The organism is Mycobacterium sp. 1245111.1 (genome assembly GCF_001673405.1).
In the GTDB taxonomy this organism is placed as follows: Bacteria; Actinomycetota; Actinomycetes; order Mycobacteriales; family Mycobacteriaceae; genus Mycobacterium.
This window is the reverse complement of the sequence record NZ_LZLV01000160.1, coordinates 19,861-37,051: the sequence shown is the minus strand read 5'-3', so window position 1 is coordinate 37,051 and position 17,191 is coordinate 19,861. Positions and strand designations below refer to the sequence as shown.

Sequence of the window (17,191 nt, the reverse complement as noted above, 5' to 3'; positions counted from 1 at the left end):
AACTCCTACAAGCGGTTGGTGCTCGGCGGCGAGGCGCCCACCGCGGCGTCGTGGGGTGCCGCGAACCGCTCAGCGCTGGTGCGCATCCCGATGTACAGCCCGCACAAAACGTCGTCGCGGCGCGTCGAGGTGCGCAGCCCCGACTCGGCCTGCAATCCGTATCTGGCGTTCGCGGTGCTGCTGGCCGCCGGGCTGCGCGGGGTGGAGAAGGGCTACGTTCTGGGGCCGCAGGCCGAAGACAACGTCTGGGACCTCACCCCCACCGAGCGCCGCGCGATGGGCTATCGGGAACTGCCCTCCAGTCTCGACGAGGCGTTGCGGGCGATGGAAGGCTCCGAACTTGTCGCAGAAGCGCTGGGGGAGCACGTCTTCGACTTCTTCCTGCGCAACAAGCGCGCCGAGTGGGCGAACTACCGTCGCCACGTCACACCCTACGAGCTGAAGACGTACATCTCGTTGTAGACGTGTGCGGGTGACAAGGACGCGTCCAGATCTAAAAGTGACTGCGCTACCGTCGAAGGCGTGAACCAACCAGTGACAGAACGGCCCAAGGTCCCCAGCCTCGGCCGCCTCGGGTTGGTCGACGACCGCGCGAGCGCAAATTTGGCGCGGCTGGGTTGGAACACCGAAGAGCGCATCGAGTTGTTGTGGTCGCTGTCGCGGGCGCCCGACGCCGACGCGGCGCTGTGCGCGATGGTCCGGCTGGCCGAGGCGCTGGGCGATGCATGGAATGAGCTCGACGACGCATTGGTGACCGATCGCTGCCTGCGTGGGCGGCTGTTCGGTGTTCTCGGATCGTCGCTGGCGTTGGGCGATCATCTGGTCGCCCATCCGCAGGCATGGCATCTGTTGCAGGGCAACGTGAAACTGCCCTCGCCCGAAGAACTGCGCGCGGCTTTCGCCGAATGCGTCGACGAGCCGCCCACTGAGGCGGGGTCGCATGCGTGGCGGCTGCGCGAGCTGTACCGCAACCGGTTGCTGGTGCTAGCGGCGATGGACCTGGCGCCGACGGTCGAGAACGAGCCGGTGCTGTCGTTCCAGGAGGTGGGCGCGCATCTGGCCGACCTCGCTGACGCCGCGTTGGGAGCGGCATTGTCGGTCGCCGAGGCCAGCGTCTGCGGCGACGCCACACCGCCGCGGCTGGCGGTCATCGCGATGGGCAAATGCGGTGCGCGCGAACTGAATTACGTCAGCGACGTCGACGTGATCTTTGTTGCCGAGCCGGCCGACCAGATGTCGGCCCGGATCGCCGGCGAGATGATGCGGCTGGCCTCGGACGCCTTCTTCCAAGTGGACGCCGGACTGCGCCCGGAGGGCAGGCACGGCGAGCTGGTCCGCACCCTGGACTCGCACGTGGCCTACTACCAGCAGTGGGCCAAGACCTGGGAATTTCAGGCGCTGCTCAAAGCCCGCCCGGCCGCCGGCGACGCCGAGCTGGGCAAGCAGTACGTCGACACGTTGATGCCGATGGTGTGGAACGCCTGCGAGCGTGCGGATTTCGTGCCGGAAGTCCAGGCGATGCGCCGCCGCGTGGAGCAGCTGGTGCCCGCCGACGTCCGCAACCGCGAACTCAAACTCGGCAGCGGCGGACTGCGTGACGTCGAGTTCGCGGTGCAGCTTCTGCAGCTCGTGCATGGCCGCAACGACGACTCGCTGCACGTGGCGTCGACGGTCGACGCGCTGGCCGCCCTCGGCGCCGGCGGCTACGTCGGCCGTGACGACACGGCGAACCTGACAGCGTCATACGAGTTCCTTCGCCTGCTGGAGCACCGGCTGCAGTTGCAGCGTCTCAAGCGCACACATATGCTGCCCGCCCCCGACGACGACGAGGCGCTGCGCTGGCTGGCCCGTGCGGCCCACGTCCGCCCCGACGGCCGACACGACCGGCTAGAGGTGCTGCGCGACGAACTGAAACGCCACCACCTCCGAGTCTCGAGGCTGCACACCAAGCTGTTCTACCAACCGCTGCTGGAATCGCTTGCGCCAGAAGGCCTGGAGTTCTCCGCGGGAATGACGCCCGTGGCCGCGGAACGCCAGCTGGCAGTCCTCGGCTACGACGCTCCACACAGCGCGCTGGCCCACCTGTCGGCGATGATCAACCAGAGCGGCCGCCGCGGCCGCGTGCAGTCGGTGCTGTTGCCCCGGCTGCTGGACTGGCTCTCCGACACCCCCGATCCCGACGCCGGGCTGCTGGCCTACCGCCGGCTCAGCGAGGCGATGGTCTCCCAGCGCTGGTATTTGTCCACGCTGCGTGACAAGCCGTCGGTGGCCAAGCGATTGATGCACGTGCTGGGCACCTCGACGTACGTGCCGGAGCTGCTGATGCGGGCACCGGAGGTGGTGCAGAACTACAGCGACGGGCCGGAGGGGCCCAAGCTGCTGGACGTCGACCCCGAGGCGGTGGCCGGTGCGCTGGTGGCCTCGGCCGCGCGACAGAGCGACCCGGTGCGCGCCATCGCGATCGCGCGTTCGCTGCGCCGCCGCGAACTGGCCCGCATCGCGTCGGCCGACCTGCTGGGAATGCTCGACGTCACCGACGTGTGCGCGGCGCTCACCGCGGTGTGGGTCGCGGTACTGCAGGCGGCGCTGGACGCGGTGATCCGGACCAATCTGCCCGACGGCGGCGACGCGCCGGCCGCGATCGCGGTGATCGGCATGGGCCGCCTGGGCGGCCGCGAGCTGGGCTACGGGTCGGACGCCGACGTGCTGTTCGTCTGCGAGCCGGCCGACGGAGTTCAGGATTCGGACGCGGTCAAGTGGGCGAATACGGTGGCCGAGCAGATCCGCGCACTGCTGGGCACCCCCAGCGCGGACCCGCCGCTGGAGGTGGACGCCAACCTGCGGCCAGAGGGTCGCAGTGGTCCGCTGGTCCGTACGCTCGCGTCCTACGCCGCCTATTACGAGCAGTGGGCACAGCCGTGGGAGATCCAGGCCCTGCTGCGGGCGGATGCGGTCGCCGGCGATGCGGACCTGGGCCAGCGGTTCCTCCACCTGGTGGATAAGACGCGGTATCCCTCCGGTGGGGTGTCCGCCGAAGCGGTCCTGGAGATCCGTCGGATGAAGGCGCGCGTCGACTCCGAGCGTCTGCCGCGCGGCGCGGACCCGAAAACCCACACCAAGCTGGGCCGCGGGGGACTCGCCGACATCGAATGGACGGTTCAGCTGCTCCAGTTGCGCTACGCCAGCGAGGTCGAGACCTTGCACAACACCTCGACGCTGGAGAGCCTCGACGCCGCCGCCGAGGCCGGGCTGATCGCGGGCGAGGATGCCGACCTGCTGCGGGAAGCGTGGCTGACCGCGACCCGGGCCCGCAATGCGCTGGTTTTGGTTCGTGGCAAGCCCACCGACCAGCTGCCCGGACCCGGACGGCTGCTCAACACCGTCGCGGTGGCGGCCGGCTGGCCGCGCAACGGTGACGGCGGCGAATTCCTGGACAACTACCTCCGGGTGACGCGGCGCGCAAAAGCGGTCGTGCACAAGATCTTCGACGAGTGAGCCCGCCCCGGTCGCGGTACGTGCCGGCCTTCGGTGTTAGTAAAGAGGCAACGGTCGGCTGCTGACGAAGGCCCGCCACGAGCGCCGGGAGGTCGGGCTTGGACGCGAAGATCCAATACGAGGTGATGAGCGCCGACGAACACGATCGGCTCGCGGCGATCTACGGCCCGCTGTCGCAGGACGTGCGCGAGCTGATCGAAGCGGCGTTGAAGACCGAGGCCGAGCCGGAATCCATCGAGGCTGTCCGGGCCACGATCCGGTCGGCGACCGACGCCTTGCGCAGCCGGCAGCGTGACGAGGCCCGGGTCGTGCGCCACCTGGTCGGGGGACGGCCCGTCGTGTGGGGCAACGCGGTGATCGGTTTGCGCAACGCGATCGCACCGCCGCTGACCATCCAGCACGGCGACGATGCCGCCTCCTGCTGGAGCGAGTTCACGCTCAACTCCGCCTATGAAGGCCCGCCGGGGTGGGTGCACGGCGGAGTCTGCGCCCTGGTGCTCGACCATGTCCTCGGTGAGGCGGCCAGTGCGGGCCTGACCAAGCCGCTGTTCACCGGCACCCTCACGCTGCGCTTCGTCCGCGGCACGCCGTTGGGCAGGCTGCGCGCCGACGCCGCTGTCGAGCGCACGGAAGGCGTCAAATCCTTTGTCTCCGGCCACCTTTCCGACGCCGACGGGGTCACCGTGGAAGCGGAGGGGATTTTCATCACGCCGTCTTGGGCGCGGGACGAATGAAGTTCTACGTCAGCAGCGCGTTCCTGGACACCAAAGAAATCGTCGAGGTTGCCAAGGTGGCCGACGATCTCGGCTACGACGGCATGGCGATTCCCGATCACATCGTCAACCTGGAAACGCTGAAGACCCCGTACCCGTACACCAAGGACGGCGAGCGCCGCTGGCAGCCGTTCACCGAATGGCCGGACCCGTGGGTCCTGGTCGGCTCGCTCGCGCAGGTCACCACCCGGCTGCGGTTCGTCACCACGGTCTACATTCCGGCGATGCGCAATCCGTACTCCGCGGCCAAAGCCATTGGCACGGCTGCATATCTGGCTGACGGCCGGGTCGAGCTCGGTATCGGTGTCGGCTGGTGCGAGGAAGAGTTCGATCTGATGGAGCAGCCCTTCGCCAAGCGGGGCAAACGCACCGACGAAATGCTCGCCCTGATGCAGACACTGTGGTCGCCGGGCTGGACGGAATTCGACGGCGAGTTCTACCGGACGCCAAAGCTCGAGATGCAGCCCACGCCACCGCGGATACCGATCTACGTCGGCGGGCTCAGCGAGATCGCGCTGCGCCGCGCGGCGCGCTACGACGGCTGGATCGGCGACCTGATCAACACCGACCAGGCCATCAAAGCCGCCGACAGGATACGCGAATTGCGGGCCGAAAACGGTTTGCAGATGCACGATTTCACGATTCTCACGCCCCTGACCGACGCGTTCACGACCGCCGATTACCGGCGAGCCGAAGAGGCCGGCATCACCGGGATTCTGACCATGCCGTGGATGTTCTACGCGGGGCCGCTAGCCACGCTGCCGCAGAAGATCGACGGGCTGAAGCGGTTCCGTAAGGACCTCGGCCTCGACGGCTGAGCGCAGGCCTGGATGATGAATGCTATGCCGGAAATCAGGCCGTACCGCATCGACGTGCCCGCCACTGTTCTCGACGATCTGCATCAGCGCCTCGCGCGCACCCGGTGGCCGGAGTCCGAGACCGTGGACGACTGGAGCCAGGGCATCCCGCTGAGCTACACCCGCGAGCTGGCCGACTACTGGGCCACTGGATACGACTGGCGCGCGCGGGAAGCCGCGCTCAACCGGTTCGACCACTACCTGACCGAAATCGACGACCTGGATATCCATTTCATCCACCAGCGTTCGCCGCACGACGATGCCCTGCCCCTGCTGATCACCCACGGCTGGCCGGGTTCGGTGGTGGAGTTCCACAAAGTGATCGAGCCGCTGGTCAACCCGCCATCCGGCCGCGCCGAGGACGCCTTCCACGTGATCTGCCCGTCGCTGCCGGGCTACGGGTTCTCCGGTAAGCCAGCCGGCACCGGTTGGGGTGTGGGCAAGATCGCCCAGGCGTGGGAGACGCTGGTCGGCCGGCTCGGGTACGACCGGTACGGCGCCCAGGGCGGTGACTGGGGAGCGGCCGTGACGACGCAGATCGGCCGCAACGGCGGCCGTTGCGTGGGCATCCACCTGAACATGCCGATCGCCAAACCGGTCGAGGGGACGGGCGACTTCACTGAGGACGATCAACGGGCACTGGCCGCCTACGCCGAACACCGCAAGTGGGGCACCGGTTACTCCAAGCAGCAGTCCACCCGGCCCCAGACGCTGGGCTACGGGCTGGTCGACTCACCGGTGGGCCAGATGGCGTGGGTGGTCGAGAAGTTCTGGGCGTGGGCGGACTGCGACGGGCATCCCGAAAAGGTGTTCGCCCGTGACGAATTGCTCGACAACGTGATGCTGTACTGGGTCACAGGAACCGGGGCATCGTCGGCCCGGCTGTACTGGGAGAGTTTCAACAGGTTCATCAGCGACGGCCGTGTGGGCCTGCCGACCGGCGTCGCGTCATTCCCGAAGGAAATCCTGCGGACGCCGCGAAGCTGGTGCGACGCGGCCTACAACATCACGCATTGGACGACGATGCCGCGCGGCGGCCACTTCGCTGCCTTCGAGCAGCCGCAGCTGTACGTCGACGACGTCCGGGCGTTCTTCGCGACGCTGCGTTAAGTCTCAGCGCCGCAGTCGAATCCGGCGGCGCGATCCGCCGCTTCGGCTCTCCAGTGCGTAGGCGCCGCCGCCGGTGAAGATCAGCAGCAGGAAGGCGAAGCAGAACATCACCGCGTCTTCGCCGTGATTGTTGATCGGCCAGAACCCGTGCGGCAAGTGGGCGGTGAAGTAGGCGAACGCCATCTCGCCCGAGGCCAGGAACGCGGCGGCCCGGGTGAACAGCCCGAGGGCGATCAGCGCGCCGGTGACCAGTTCGATCCACGCGGCGTAGAAGTCCGGCCACTGTCCAACGGGCGCAACGTGACCCGCCGCGGGCCAGCCGATGACCCCGGACAAACCGTGGGTAAGGAACAGCAGCCCGAATATGGCTCGAAACACGGACAGGGCGATCGGCAGGGACGAATTCAGCCGGGCTTCGAGATTCTGCGCCATGTGCAGACAATACGTGCCTAGAGCTGCATCCAGACCGACTTGGTCTTCATGTACATGTCGATGCCCTCTTTGCCGAACTCGTGCCCCCAGCCGGACTGCTTGTGGCCACCGAACGGTACGTCGTGGTCAAACACCAACTGGCAGTTGACCTGCACGCTGCCCGCCTGCATGCGCTTGGCGAGCCGGTGGGCGCGGCTGAGGTTCTCGGTATAGGCGGTGGCCGCCAGCCCATAGGTGGTGTCGTTGGCCATGGCGATGGCCTCGTCCTCGTCGTCGAACGGCAGGATGGTGACCACCGGGCCGAAGATCTCCTGCCGGTAGAGCCGCATCCCGGGGTCGACGTTGGTCAGCACGGTCGGGTGCACGAAGTAGCCCTTGCGGTCCAGGCGGTGGCCGCCGGTGACTACCTCGACGCCCTCGGACTTGCCCTCGTCGATGAACCCCATCACGCGGGTCAGCTGCTTCTGGCTGATCAATGGGCCGCTGACGCAGCCTTCCTCGCTGGGTCCGCCCAGCTTGAAGGTGTTGGCCATCATCGAAATGCCTTCCACCACACGGTCATACACGCCGCGCTGGGCGAATATCCGCGACCCGCAGACACAGCCCTGACCGGAGTGCACGAAGATGCCCAGCGAAGCCATCAGGATGGTCTTGTCCATGTCGGCGTCGTCGAAGATCAGCACCGGCGACTTGCCGCCGAGTTCGAGGGTGACCTTTTTGAGGTTGTCGGCCGACGCCCGCACGATCTCCTTGCCGACCTCGGTCGAGCCGGTGAAAGCGACCTTCTCGACATCCGGGTGTGCGGTGATCGCGGCACCCGCGGTGTGGCCGTAGCCGGTCAGTAAATTCACGACGCCCTCGGGCACACCGGCCTCGTGGATCAAGCGGTCGAGGAGCAGAGCCGAAAGCGGTGTCTCCTCAGCGGGTTTGACGAGCAGGCTGCAGCCGGCCGCCAGCGCGGGTGCGAGTTTCGCGCTGGCGTTGAAGATCGGGCCGTTCCACGGGAAGATCAGGCCGACCACGCCGTAGGGTTCTTTGAGCGTGTAGGCGTGCATGTTGACGTAGGCGTCGGTCGCGATGCCGTCCGTCTTCACGTCGTAGGCGACGCCGTTGAGCTTGGAACACCAGCCCGCGTAGTAGCGGAAGAACTCCGAACACGTCGACATCTGCAGGGTGGCCTGCAGCAGCGGCATCCCGGTGTTCAGCGAGTCGAGTTGGGCGAACTCGTCGGCATGTTCATCGATCAGATCCGCGATCTTCCACAGCACCTTGGCGCGTTCACGGCCGGGCAGTTGGGACCAGACGCCGGATTCGAATGCGGCTTTCGCCCGCGCGACGGCCTCGTTGACCGCTTCTTGGCCGCAGTCGGTGAATTCGGTGATGGTCTCCTCGGTCGCGGGATTGATGACCGCAATGACGTCACCCGAGCCGGGTCGCTTACGGATGTCGTCCAAAACTGTCTGTAGCGCCATCGGATCCCTTCCATACCGTGCCCGTCGAATGCTGGGCACTTGCTTAGCATCGCTGACGATACCCGATCGACACAGAGGTCGACTATGGGCTCAGGAGTCGGTGCGTTTACGTCGCGGGTTGCGGACGGACCCAGGTCAACGTGTTACCGCGGCCAACGAAGCTGAGTTCAAGTGATGTGCCGGTCGCTTTGAGCGGGACATATACCAAATCCATTGGTGGCGAGGGTGATTGATAGTGCAGCCAGAGAACGCACTGGCTTTCCTGGCCCGTCGGCATGCTGTTTTTTCCGGGCGTAGACACCCAGGGTGCGTAACTCCAGCTGCCCGACTGGCCGCCGGACTTCAGCGAGCCGTCGCCGCTGAGCGTGGTCACCGTCGTCTCGCCTGATTCGGTCCAGTCACCGGTGAACTGCTGCGCAGCGAACTGCGCGTGTTCGCAGGCGTGGTCGACTCCCGCGGGAACGGCGGTCGCCAACGTCGCCGCTGGTGGAACTGCCGTCGCTGACGTGGCGGTCGTCGCCGGATGTGTGCTCGGGCTACACCCCACGAGTGCCATCACGATGACGGGTGCTGCGCACGCGAATTTGATCATCGAGCGTTTTCTCCTCAGTGGGCTAACACCCGCAATGCGTTGTTGTAGAACTGTGTTCGGACGTCCAACCCGTGAGTTCCACCGTTGACCATCTCGGTAATTTTGACGATGTCTCCGGTGTCCGCGACCGCGTTGCCATTGTGGGTGTCCCAGTACCAGAGCGCGGTTTTGAACGCGTACTGCGGCTCGGCCGCCAGCTCGGGATGATTCACGAAGTCGACGCCAAAGTCTTTGCTCATCCTGGCGTAGTTTGCGCGGCCGGTGACTTGAATCGCGCCGCGCCCTTTGTACCGTGGGCCGTCGCCGGGCTGGGTGTTCCCGAGGTCGGTTCGCCCGTTGTATTCGGTGCCGTCGGCGTATTCCTCGAAGGTATTGAACCGGTCGGATTCTTCGGCGACCTGTGAGATGAACGCGGCTTGCCGTTGCGGTGTGTTCATCCCGCCCTGCCGCATCGCCTCGTTCAGCGGCCCGACGATCTGCGCGGCACGCTGGGGCGATAACCCCGGAACGATCTGGGTCAACTGATCGGCGGTCACCGGCTGGTACCCGTCCGGAGGCGCTGGCGTTTGTGGTATCTCGCGCCCGTTTTGGTCGAGCTTGGCGTCACCGACCGCGGCCCGCATCGCGGTGGCCAGTTCGTGGTCGGTGGTGTGGGCCTTGGCCTTCACGGTGTCGAGCTGGCCCTGCAGGATCTGCTGCTCTAGTCCGGCCTCGGTCGATCCCATCAGCAGCCCGGCGGTACCCACGTCGACTTTCCAGTCCGGGGTGATGACGAAACCCAAACCCTGCGCGGTCTGGTCGACCTCGCTCATCATCCCCTTGGTGATCTGCACGTCCTCCCACGCATCGCACACCGCAGCCGCCACCTGGCTCGACTCACGCCCGTCGCTCAACACGTCGGTGCGCGCCCGCCCGAGACTGGCCTGAAACGCCGCCCCCGCCTCGCCGTCCCAGTCCGCGAGCTGCTGGCCCACCTGACCCAGGTCCTCGCCGAAGGTCTGCAACGTCGCCGCACGCGCACTGGCGACCTGAAACACCTTCAGCACCGCGCCGGCATCCCACCGACGCACGTCGTCGGGCGTCAACTCCGCCATTTGGTCATCATAAATTGCCCCGACCGCACGTAGACCGGGATGAAGATAGCCCCCGCGGTTGCGGGGGCTATCTCGGTTGCGCGTAGGGCAGATGCCTGCTTAAACGTCGTAGTAGAGCGCGAACTCGTAGGGGTGCGGCCGGATTTGGACCGGCAGGATCTCGTTCTCGCGCTTGTAGCTGATCCACGTCTCGATCAGGTCGGACGTGAAAACGCCTCCCTCGGTGAGGTATTCGTGGTCCTCTTCCAGGCGGTCGATCACTGCCGACAACTGGGTCGGAGCCTGCGGGATGTTCGCAGCCTCCTCGGGGGGCAGCTCGTAGAGGTCCTTGTCGACCGGCGTCTGCGGCTCGATCTTGTTCTTGATGCCGTCCAGGCCGGCCATCAGCATGGCCGCGAACGCCAGGTACGGGTTGCCCGACGAGTCGGGGCAACGGAACTCGAGACGCTTGGCCTTGGGGTTGCTGCCGGTGATCGGGATACGCACACACGCCGACCGGTTCCGCTGGCTGTAGACCAGATTGATCGGCGCCTCGAAGCCGGGGACCAGACGCTTGTAGGAGTTGACCGTCGGGTTGGTGAACGCCAGCAGCGACGGCGCGTGGTGCAGCAGGCCGCCGATGTAGTGGCGGGCGGTGTCGGACAGGCCGGCGTACCCGGTCTCGTCGTACATCAACGGGCTGCCGTCTTTCCACAGCGACTGGTGGGTGTGCATACCCGAGCCGTTGTCACCGAACAGCGGCTTGGGCATGAACGTGACGGTCTTGCCCTCCTGCCATGCGGTGTTCTTGACGATGTACTTGTACAGCTGCATGTCGTCGGCGGCGTGCAGCAACGTGTTGAACTTGTAGTTAATCTCGGCCTGGCCGCCGGTGCCCACCTCGTGGTGCCCCTTCTCCAGGCTGAAGCCGGCCTTGATCAAGTTTTGCAGCATCTTGGCGCGCAGGTCGACGTAGTGGTCGACGGGAGCGACGGGAAAGTAGCCACCCTTGGGGCGCACCTTGTAGCCGCGGTTGGGGCTGCCGTCGTTCTCGGCCGGCTCCCCGGTGTTCCACCAGCCGGAGATCGCGTCGACCTCGTAGAAGGTGCCGTTGATGTTCGAGTCGAAGCTGACCGAGTCGAAGATGTAGAACTCGGCCTCGGCGCCGAAGTAGGCGGTGTCGGCGATGCCCGTGCTCTTCAGGTAGTTCTCCGCCTTGCGGGCGATGTTGCGCGGGTCGCGCGAGTACGGCTCGAGGGTGAACGGGTCGTGCACGAAGAAGTTCAGGTTCAGCGTCTTGGCCTGCGTGAACAGGTCGATCTGCGCCGTGTCGGGGTCGGGGAGCAGCAACATGTCGGACTCGTGGATCGACTGGAATCCGCGAATCGAGGAGCCGTCGAAAGCCAGACCGTCCTCGAAGACGCTCTCGTCGAAGAACGAAATCGGAATTGTGAAGTGCTGCATGATGCCTGGCAGGTCACAGAACCGGACGTCGACGAATTCGACGTTCTCGTCCTTGGCCAGTTTGATGATGTCATCGGCCGTGTTTTCGGACACCGAAGCGCTCTCCTTTGCTGCGAGCTTCGAACCACTGTGGATGCTGATGAGCTTTCCTTTACGTGGCCGTAATTGAAAGCCCGGTCAGACGCTAAGGACGCAATGTTGCCTGAGTCAAACCATGTGTTACATCTGCGTTAAGCCGCAGCACGTTGCGCGTCTTAGTCTGGCCAGACCTGACCTTATTGTGGGGTCATGAACCGCAGCAACCGGCCTCCGCAATCTGGCGATTCGGATCAGTCGCAGGGGTATCCGGGCCGGCTGCTGGGGCTGCCCGAGCGCGGGTCGGGCTCGCTGGCCGGCCTGGGCCGGCGCTTGGTGGCGCTGCTCGCCGACTGGTTCATCGCCTATGGCCTGGCCCGTCTCACGGTCACCTTCGGTCTGATGACGACCGAGCAGTTTCTCTACGGGCAAGCGGGAGCCGCGGTTGTGTTGGCGACGTGGCTGGTGCTCGGTGTGGTATCCGTGCGGTTATTCCAGTTCACCCCAGGGCAATTCGCGCTGGGCCTGCGCGTGGCGTCGGTCGACGAACGGCAGAATGTCGGGTTAGGCCGTGCGCTGGCCCGGGGGGTGCTGATCGCGTTCGTCATTCCCGCGTTGTTCGTCGACGTCGACGGACGCGGCATTCAGGACCGGGTCACCGCCACCGCGGTCGTCCGGCGCTAGTCGGCGTCAGCGGCGGCGGACCGTCCGCTGGACCCCGCGCATCTTGGCGTTGCCCGGCATCGGGCCTTTGGGCATCGCGGCGGCGCCGGCCCGCGAGCCCAACGCGCTCAGCCGCGACTCCAGTGAATCCATCTGCTTGACGGTGATGTTGGCGGGCAGCTTGGCCAGGTGGCGCTCCAGCTTGGCGAGTGGAACCTCACCGTCGCCGTTACCGACGATGATGTCGTAGATCGGCACGTCGCCGACCAGTCGCGCGGTGCGCTTCTTCTCCTGGGCCAGCAGCGGCTTGACCCGGCCGGCCGCGCCCTCACCGACCAGAATCACCCCCGGCCGGCCGAGCACCCGGTGCACGGCGTCGAAATGTCCGGTGGCGGCGACCCCGGGGGTCACCCGCCACTTGCCACGCAAGTTGTCCAGCGCCCAGGCGGCGGCTCCGGCCTGGCCCTCGGCCTTGCCGTAGACCGATTTCTGCGCGCGCCGGCCGAAGATGATGAAGGCCACCAGCGCGCCGAGTACGACGCCCAGCGCGGGCATCGAGATCGTCGCAAAGCCGCCGGAGAACACCCCGATCACCACCGCGACCACGACGATCGCAACGAACGCGCCGACCATGTACGGCAGCAGCCGCTTGTCCTCTTTGCGCTGGATGTTGAACGCCTGCCAGAGCTGACTGCGACGTTCTTTACTGGCCGCCTTGCGAGCGGCTTTCGCCTCGGCTCGGGCGGCCTTGCTGGGCTTGGCGCTGCGGGATTTGGCCATAATCGCCAAGGATACTTACCGGCCCGGGTCAGCCCGGCTGCGTGGTGGGCGCCTGGTGGTGGCGCTGACTGGCTTGCTGGTAGAGCCGTCCGGCGCGATACGACGAACGCACCAGCGGACCGGCCAGCACTCCGGCGAACCCGAGCTGTTGGGCGTACTGCTCGTACTCGACGAACTCCTCGGGGTGCACCCAGCGGTCGATCGGGTGGTGCCGAGCCGTCGGGCGCAGGTACTGGGTGATGGTGACGATGTCGCAGCCCGCCCCATGCAGATCGACCAGCGCGGCGCGGATCTCGTCGGGCGTCTCACCCATGCCGAGGATGAGGTTGCTCTTGGTCACCAGCCCGAACTCGCGGGCCGCGGTGAGCACGCCGAGGCTGCGCCGGTACGAGAACGCCGGCCGGATGCGCTTGAAGATGCGCGGGACCGTTTCGAGGTTGTGCGCCAACACTTCTGGCCGCGATTCGAAGACCTCACGCAACTGATCCGCGTCGCCGTTGAAGTCGGGGATCAACAACTCCACCCCGGTGGACGGGTTGAGTTGTTTGATGGCGCGGACGGTTTCGGCGTAGAGCCACGCGCCGCCGTCGGGCAGGTCGTCGCGGGCCACCCCGGTCACGGTGGAGTAGCGCAGGCTCATCGCCTGCACGCTTTCGGCGACCCGCCGCGGTTCGTCGCGGTCGAGGGCCGCGGGCTTGCCGGTGTCGATTTGGCAGAAGTCGCATCGGCGGCTGCAGACCTCACCGCCGATCAAGAAGGTGGCCTCGCGGTCTTCCCAGCACTCGTAGATGTTGGGGCAGCCGGCTTCCTCGCACACGGTGTGCAGGCCCTCGCGGCGGACGAGTTTCTTGAGTTCGGTGTATTCGGGCCCCATCCGTAGCCGGGTCTTGATCCACGGCGGCTTGCGCTCGATCGGGGTCTCCGCATTGCGCACTTCCAGGCGCAGAAGTTTCCGACCTTCGGGGGCTACGGTCACGAAGACGATGCTACGCGGGCGGCGCTGTGCTGCAGATCAACTGGCAGCCGCCCGTCGAGGGCGTCGCAGACCGCCTCGGCGACCGCCGACCGGACGTCGTCCACGCCGATGCGGCGGCCCAACTCGGCCGAGATCGACGTCACGCCGGCGTCGCGGATCCCGCACGGCACGATCGACCCGAACGCGGCGAGGTCGCAGTCGCAGTTGAGCGCGAAGCCGTGCAGCGTCGTCGCCCGCGATACCCGTACCCCGATGGCGCCGACCTTGCGGTCGGGTCGGCCCTCACCGGCGGGCACCCATACCCCGGAACGTCCGTCGATACGCCCGACCTGTAGGCCGACGTCGGTGCAGACCTTGATCAGGGCTTCTTCGATGCGCCGCACGTAGTTGACGACGTCGAGCGGCTCGGCCAACCCGATGATCGGGTAGCCGACCAGCTGGCCGGGCCCGTGCCAGGTGATCTTGCCGCCGCGGTCGGTGTCGATGACCGGCGTGCCGTCGGTCGGTCGTTCGTCGGCTGCGGTGCGCCGCCCGGCTGTGTAGACCGAGGGATGCTCGAGCAACAGCAACGAATCGAGGGCCCCGGCTGCTCGCGAGTTGGCCAACTCCTGCTGCAGCTGCCAGGCGACCCGGTAGTCGACGGTGTCCATCTGACGGACGTCGACGGCGGCACTGCTCGATCGGATCGAACTCACATCGCCGACGGTACAACCTGAACCTGGCGACAACCTGGTAGCCGCTATGCGACGTCCCTCGTCGCGGTGGCGTAGCGCAGGGCCTCGCCGACGGTGTTGTGATGGAACTGGAATCCGGTCCGTTCCAACACACCCGGGATGGCGCGTTGCCCGCTCAGCAAGGTCTCGTCGGCGAACTCACCGAGCGCGGCACGGATGGCGAATCCCGGCACCATCAACGGGGTCGGCCGGTTGACCGCCCGGCCCAGTGCCGTGGTGAATTCGGCGTTGGTGACCGGTGCCGGCCCGGTGAGGTTTACCGGTCCCGACAGCCGCTCGTCGGCGATCGCGAACTGCAGCGCCCGGACCGTGTCCTCCAGGCTGATCCACGACAGGTACTGGCGTCCGCTTCCCAGACGGGCACCGAGGCCGACCGAGAACAGCGGCCGCAGTTGGCGCAGGGCGCCGCCCGCTGCGGCCAGCACCACCCCCGTGCGGGCCAGCACCACCCGTACGCCGGCGTCGCGGGCGGGTGCGGTGACCGCTTCCCAGTCGACGCACAGCTGGGCGAGGAAACCGCCTCCGGCCGAGGCGGTTTCCTCGACGGCGCGGTCTTTGGTGTCGCCGTAGTAGCCGACCGCGCTGGCGTTGACGAGCACGCCGACACCGGCGGCGGCGACCGCGGTGGACAGCACCTCGGTCGGGGTGATGCGACTGTCGCGCAGGTTCTGTTTGAACGCACCCGACCAGCGCCGCCGGCCGACGTTGATGCCGCACATGTTCACCACGGCGTCGACACCGGCCAGTGCCGCGGCGTCGAGTTCACCGCTGTCGGGATCCCAATGCAGCTCGCTGGAATTGGTCGGCGTGCGCCGCACAATGCGCAGCACCCGGTGGTCTGCGGAGCGCAACGCGTTGACCAACGCCGAACCGATCAGGCCAGACGAGCCGGCGATAGCAACGGTTGCGGGCACGAGTCGAGCCACCCTCCTAGCGGCCTCAGAGCCCTAAGTCGGCCTCGAACGCACCTTCTTCGAGCCGATGCTTGATGGTGGTCACGAATCGTCCGGCGTCGGCGCCGTCGATCAGCCGGTGGTCATAGGTCAACGGAAGCTGGCAGACCGAGCGCACCCCGATCGACTCGTTACCTGTCTCGTCGACGACGACGCGCGGGCGCTTGACGATCGCGCCGGTGCCCAGCATCGCCGCCTGCGGCGGGACCAGGATCGGCGTGTCGGTCAGCGCGCCCTGGCTGCCGATGTTGGTGATCGTGAAGGTGCCGCCGGACAACTCGTCGGGCCGCAGGTCACCGGACCGGGCGCGTGCGGCGATGTCGGCGATCGCCCGGGCCAGACCGGCCAGCGACAGGTCGCCGGCGTTGTGGATGACGGGGGAGAGCAGGCCCTGCTCGGTGTCGACCGCGAAGCCGAGGTGTTCGGCGTCGTAGTAGGTGATCTCCTTGGTGTCCTCGTTGTAGCTCGCGTTGACGTTCGGGTGCGCCTTGAGCGCGTCGATCGCGGCCCGCGCGATGAACGGTAGGAAGGTCAGGTTCACGCCTTCGCGTTCCGCGAACGACGCTTTCGCCCTCTGGCGCAGCGCGACGATGCGGGTCATGTCGACCTCGTGGACCTGTGTGAGCTGCGCGGTCGCCTGCAGCGATTCCCGGGTCTTGTTCGCCGTGATCTGGCGGATCCGGCTGGCCTTCTGGGTGGTTCCGCGCAGATGGGCCAAGGCGGGTGCGGGTGTCGGCGCGCTCGGCTTGGCAGCGGCCGGAGCTTGCGCGGCCGGTGCGGGCGCCGCGGCCGGCGCCTTCGCGGCTTGTGCGGCGGCCAGTACGTCCTGCTTGCGAATCCGTCCGCCGACTCCGGTTCCATTCAGTGAGCCGAGGTCAATGTTGTTCTCAGCGGCCAGTTTTCGCACCAGGGGAGTGACGTAGGGAGTACCGTCGCCGGCTGACCGGGGCGCTTCGGCGGCCGGTTGCGATGCGGGTGCGGCCGGCGTGGGCGGCGGGGCCGCGGCGGTGCCGCCGGTACCGATCCGGGCAAGTTCGCCGCCGACCGAGACGGTGACGTCCTCCTCGGCGGTGATGCTGATCAGCGTGCCTGCCACCGGTGACGGGATCTCGGTGTCGACCTTGTCGGTGGACACCTCGACCAGCGGTTCGTCGACCTGAACGGCGTCGCCGACCTTCTTCAGCCAGCGCGTCACGGTTCCTTCGGTGACGGACTCGCCGAGTTCGGGCATCAGCACGGGCTGTGAATCTCCGCTTGCACCTTGGTCATTGGCGGCCGGCGCAGGTTGTTCGGCGGCAGGTTGAGGCTGCGGCGGTGGAGTCGGTTCCGGCTCCGGCTGCGATTCGGGCGTCGCCTGTGCGGCCGGTGCTTCGGCTGGCTGCTGGGGCGCCTGGCTGCCCTCTGACGCGTCGCCGATCACCGCCAGTTCACCGCCGATCTCGACGGTGTCGTCCTCATGGGCCACGATCTTGGTCAGGACACCCGCTGCGGGCGAGGGTATCTCGGTGTCGACCTTGTCAGTGGACACCTCCAGCAGTGGCTCGTCGAGCTCGACGGTGTCGCCTTCTTGCTTCAGCCACCGGGTAACAGTTCCTTCGGTCACGCTCTCACCGAGTGCCGGCATCTGCACTGAGAAGGCCATCTGAAGTCGACTCCTCGATTGATCGTCGGTGGGCGCGGATCGACCTCTGGCTTACCACAGCGCGGTGTACCGAAGCTGCACCCTTAGTTACCGAAACCAT

The 17,191-nt window shown here is 66.8% G+C and carries 15 protein-coding genes and 1 pseudogene; 6 read left to right on the top strand and 10 right to left on the bottom strand.

Going from position 1 to position 17,191, the window contains the following annotated elements; genetic code table 11:
- The 5 genes and pseudogenes from A5658_RS27035 to A5658_RS27015 form a co-directional block, all read left to right on the top strand.
- Positions 1 to 462 (top strand): annotated as a pseudogene (locus A5658_RS27035) (glutamine synthetase); the annotation flags it as partial.
- Between the two features lie 60 nt (positions 463 to 522).
- The gene (locus A5658_RS27030) at positions 523 to 3,495 is read left to right on the top strand and encodes a bifunctional [glutamine synthetase] adenylyltransferase/[glutamine synthetase]-adenylyl-L-tyrosine phosphorylase (RefSeq protein ID WP_067342619.1); all 2,973 of its coding nucleotides are present in this window, start codon (positions 523 to 525) and stop codon (positions 3,493 to 3,495) included.
- A 98-nt stretch (positions 3,496 to 3,593) separates the two neighbouring features.
- On the top strand, positions 3,594 to 4,229 hold the full coding sequence (locus tag A5658_RS27025; protein WP_369830576.1) for a PaaI family thioesterase: 636 nt from the start codon (positions 3,594 to 3,596) through the stop codon (positions 4,227 to 4,229).
- Positions 4,226 to 5,086 (top strand): TIGR03619 family F420-dependent LLM class oxidoreductase, encoded by an 861-nt coding sequence (locus tag A5658_RS27020; RefSeq protein ID WP_067342617.1) that lies wholly within the window; start codon positions 4,226 to 4,228, stop codon positions 5,084 to 5,086. The genes A5658_RS27025 and A5658_RS27020 overlap by 4 nt, the downstream gene beginning before the upstream one ends.
- 33 nt (positions 5,087 to 5,119) lie before the next feature.
- Entirely contained in the window at positions 5,120 to 6,235 is a 1,116-nt protein-coding gene (locus A5658_RS27015) for an epoxide hydrolase family protein (protein WP_067342625.1), read from the top strand.
- Positions 6,236 to 6,238: 3 nt separating this feature from the next.
- Here A5658_RS27015 and A5658_RS27010 read toward each other — a convergent pair whose 3' ends face one another.
- The 5 genes from A5658_RS27010 to glnA form a co-directional block, all read right to left on the bottom strand.
- Complete coding sequence (locus tag A5658_RS27010) at positions 6,239 to 6,667, bottom strand: DoxX family protein (protein ID WP_067342615.1); 429 nt, start codon at positions 6,665 to 6,667, stop codon at positions 6,239 to 6,241.
- Positions 6,668 to 6,684: 17 nt separating this feature from the next.
- Positions 6,685 to 8,139, bottom strand: a complete 1,455-nt coding sequence (locus A5658_RS27005; protein WP_067342614.1) for an aldehyde dehydrogenase — start codon at positions 8,137 to 8,139, stop codon at positions 6,685 to 6,687.
- A gap of 106 nt (positions 8,140 to 8,245) precedes the next feature.
- Entirely contained in the window at positions 8,246 to 8,731 is a 486-nt protein-coding gene (locus A5658_RS27000; RefSeq protein ID WP_067342612.1) for a hypothetical protein, read from the bottom strand.
- Positions 8,732 to 8,745: 14 nt separating this feature from the next.
- Positions 8,746 to 9,825, bottom strand: a complete 1,080-nt coding sequence (locus A5658_RS26995; protein WP_067342610.1) for a glycoside hydrolase family 19 protein — start codon at positions 9,823 to 9,825, stop codon at positions 8,746 to 8,748.
- A 99-nt stretch (positions 9,826 to 9,924) separates the two neighbouring features.
- Positions 9,925 to 11,361, bottom strand: coding sequence for a type I glutamate--ammonia ligase (glnA, locus tag A5658_RS26990; RefSeq protein ID WP_067342608.1), 1,437 nt, complete (start codon positions 11,359 to 11,361; stop codon positions 9,925 to 9,927).
- 195 nt (positions 11,362 to 11,556) lie between these two features.
- On the opposite strand from glnA, the gene A5658_RS26985 reads away from it, so the two are divergent.
- Positions 11,557 to 12,027 carry an RDD family protein gene (locus A5658_RS26985; protein ID WP_067342606.1) on the top strand — a complete coding sequence of 157 codons (471 nt, stop codon included), beginning with the start codon at positions 11,557 to 11,559 and terminating at the stop codon, positions 12,025 to 12,027.
- Between the two features lie 6 nt (positions 12,028 to 12,033).
- On the opposite strand, the gene A5658_RS26980 is transcribed toward A5658_RS26985, so the two are convergent.
- The 5 genes from A5658_RS26980 to sucB are packed head-to-tail and all read right to left on the bottom strand — an operon-like array spanning position 12,034 to position 17,091.
- A complete protein-coding gene (locus tag A5658_RS26980) occupies positions 12,034 to 12,786 on the bottom strand; it encodes a DUF4191 domain-containing protein (RefSeq protein ID WP_067342605.1) in 753 nt (250 codons plus the stop codon).
- Between the two features lie 28 nt (positions 12,787 to 12,814).
- Positions 12,815 to 13,762 (bottom strand): lipoyl synthase, encoded by a 948-nt coding sequence (lipA, locus tag A5658_RS26975; RefSeq protein WP_067342604.1) that lies wholly within the window; start codon positions 13,760 to 13,762, stop codon positions 12,815 to 12,817.
- Complete coding sequence (gene lipB / locus A5658_RS26970) at positions 13,759 to 14,457, bottom strand: lipoyl(octanoyl) transferase LipB (protein WP_255361364.1); 699 nt, start codon at positions 14,455 to 14,457, stop codon at positions 13,759 to 13,761. Before lipB ends, lipA begins: the two co-directional genes overlap by 4 nt.
- Positions 14,458 to 14,501: 44 nt before the next feature.
- Positions 14,502 to 15,410, bottom strand: a complete 909-nt coding sequence (locus A5658_RS26965) for a TIGR01777 family oxidoreductase (protein WP_369830575.1) — start codon at positions 15,408 to 15,410, stop codon at positions 14,502 to 14,504.
- A 25-nt stretch (positions 15,411 to 15,435) separates the two neighbouring features.
- Positions 15,436 to 17,091 carry a 2-oxoglutarate dehydrogenase, E2 component, dihydrolipoamide succinyltransferase gene (sucB, locus tag A5658_RS26960; RefSeq protein ID WP_067342597.1) on the bottom strand — a complete coding sequence of 552 codons (1,656 nt, stop codon included), beginning with the start codon at positions 17,089 to 17,091 and terminating at the stop codon, positions 15,436 to 15,438.
- Positions 17,092 to 17,191: the final 100 nt, after the last annotated feature.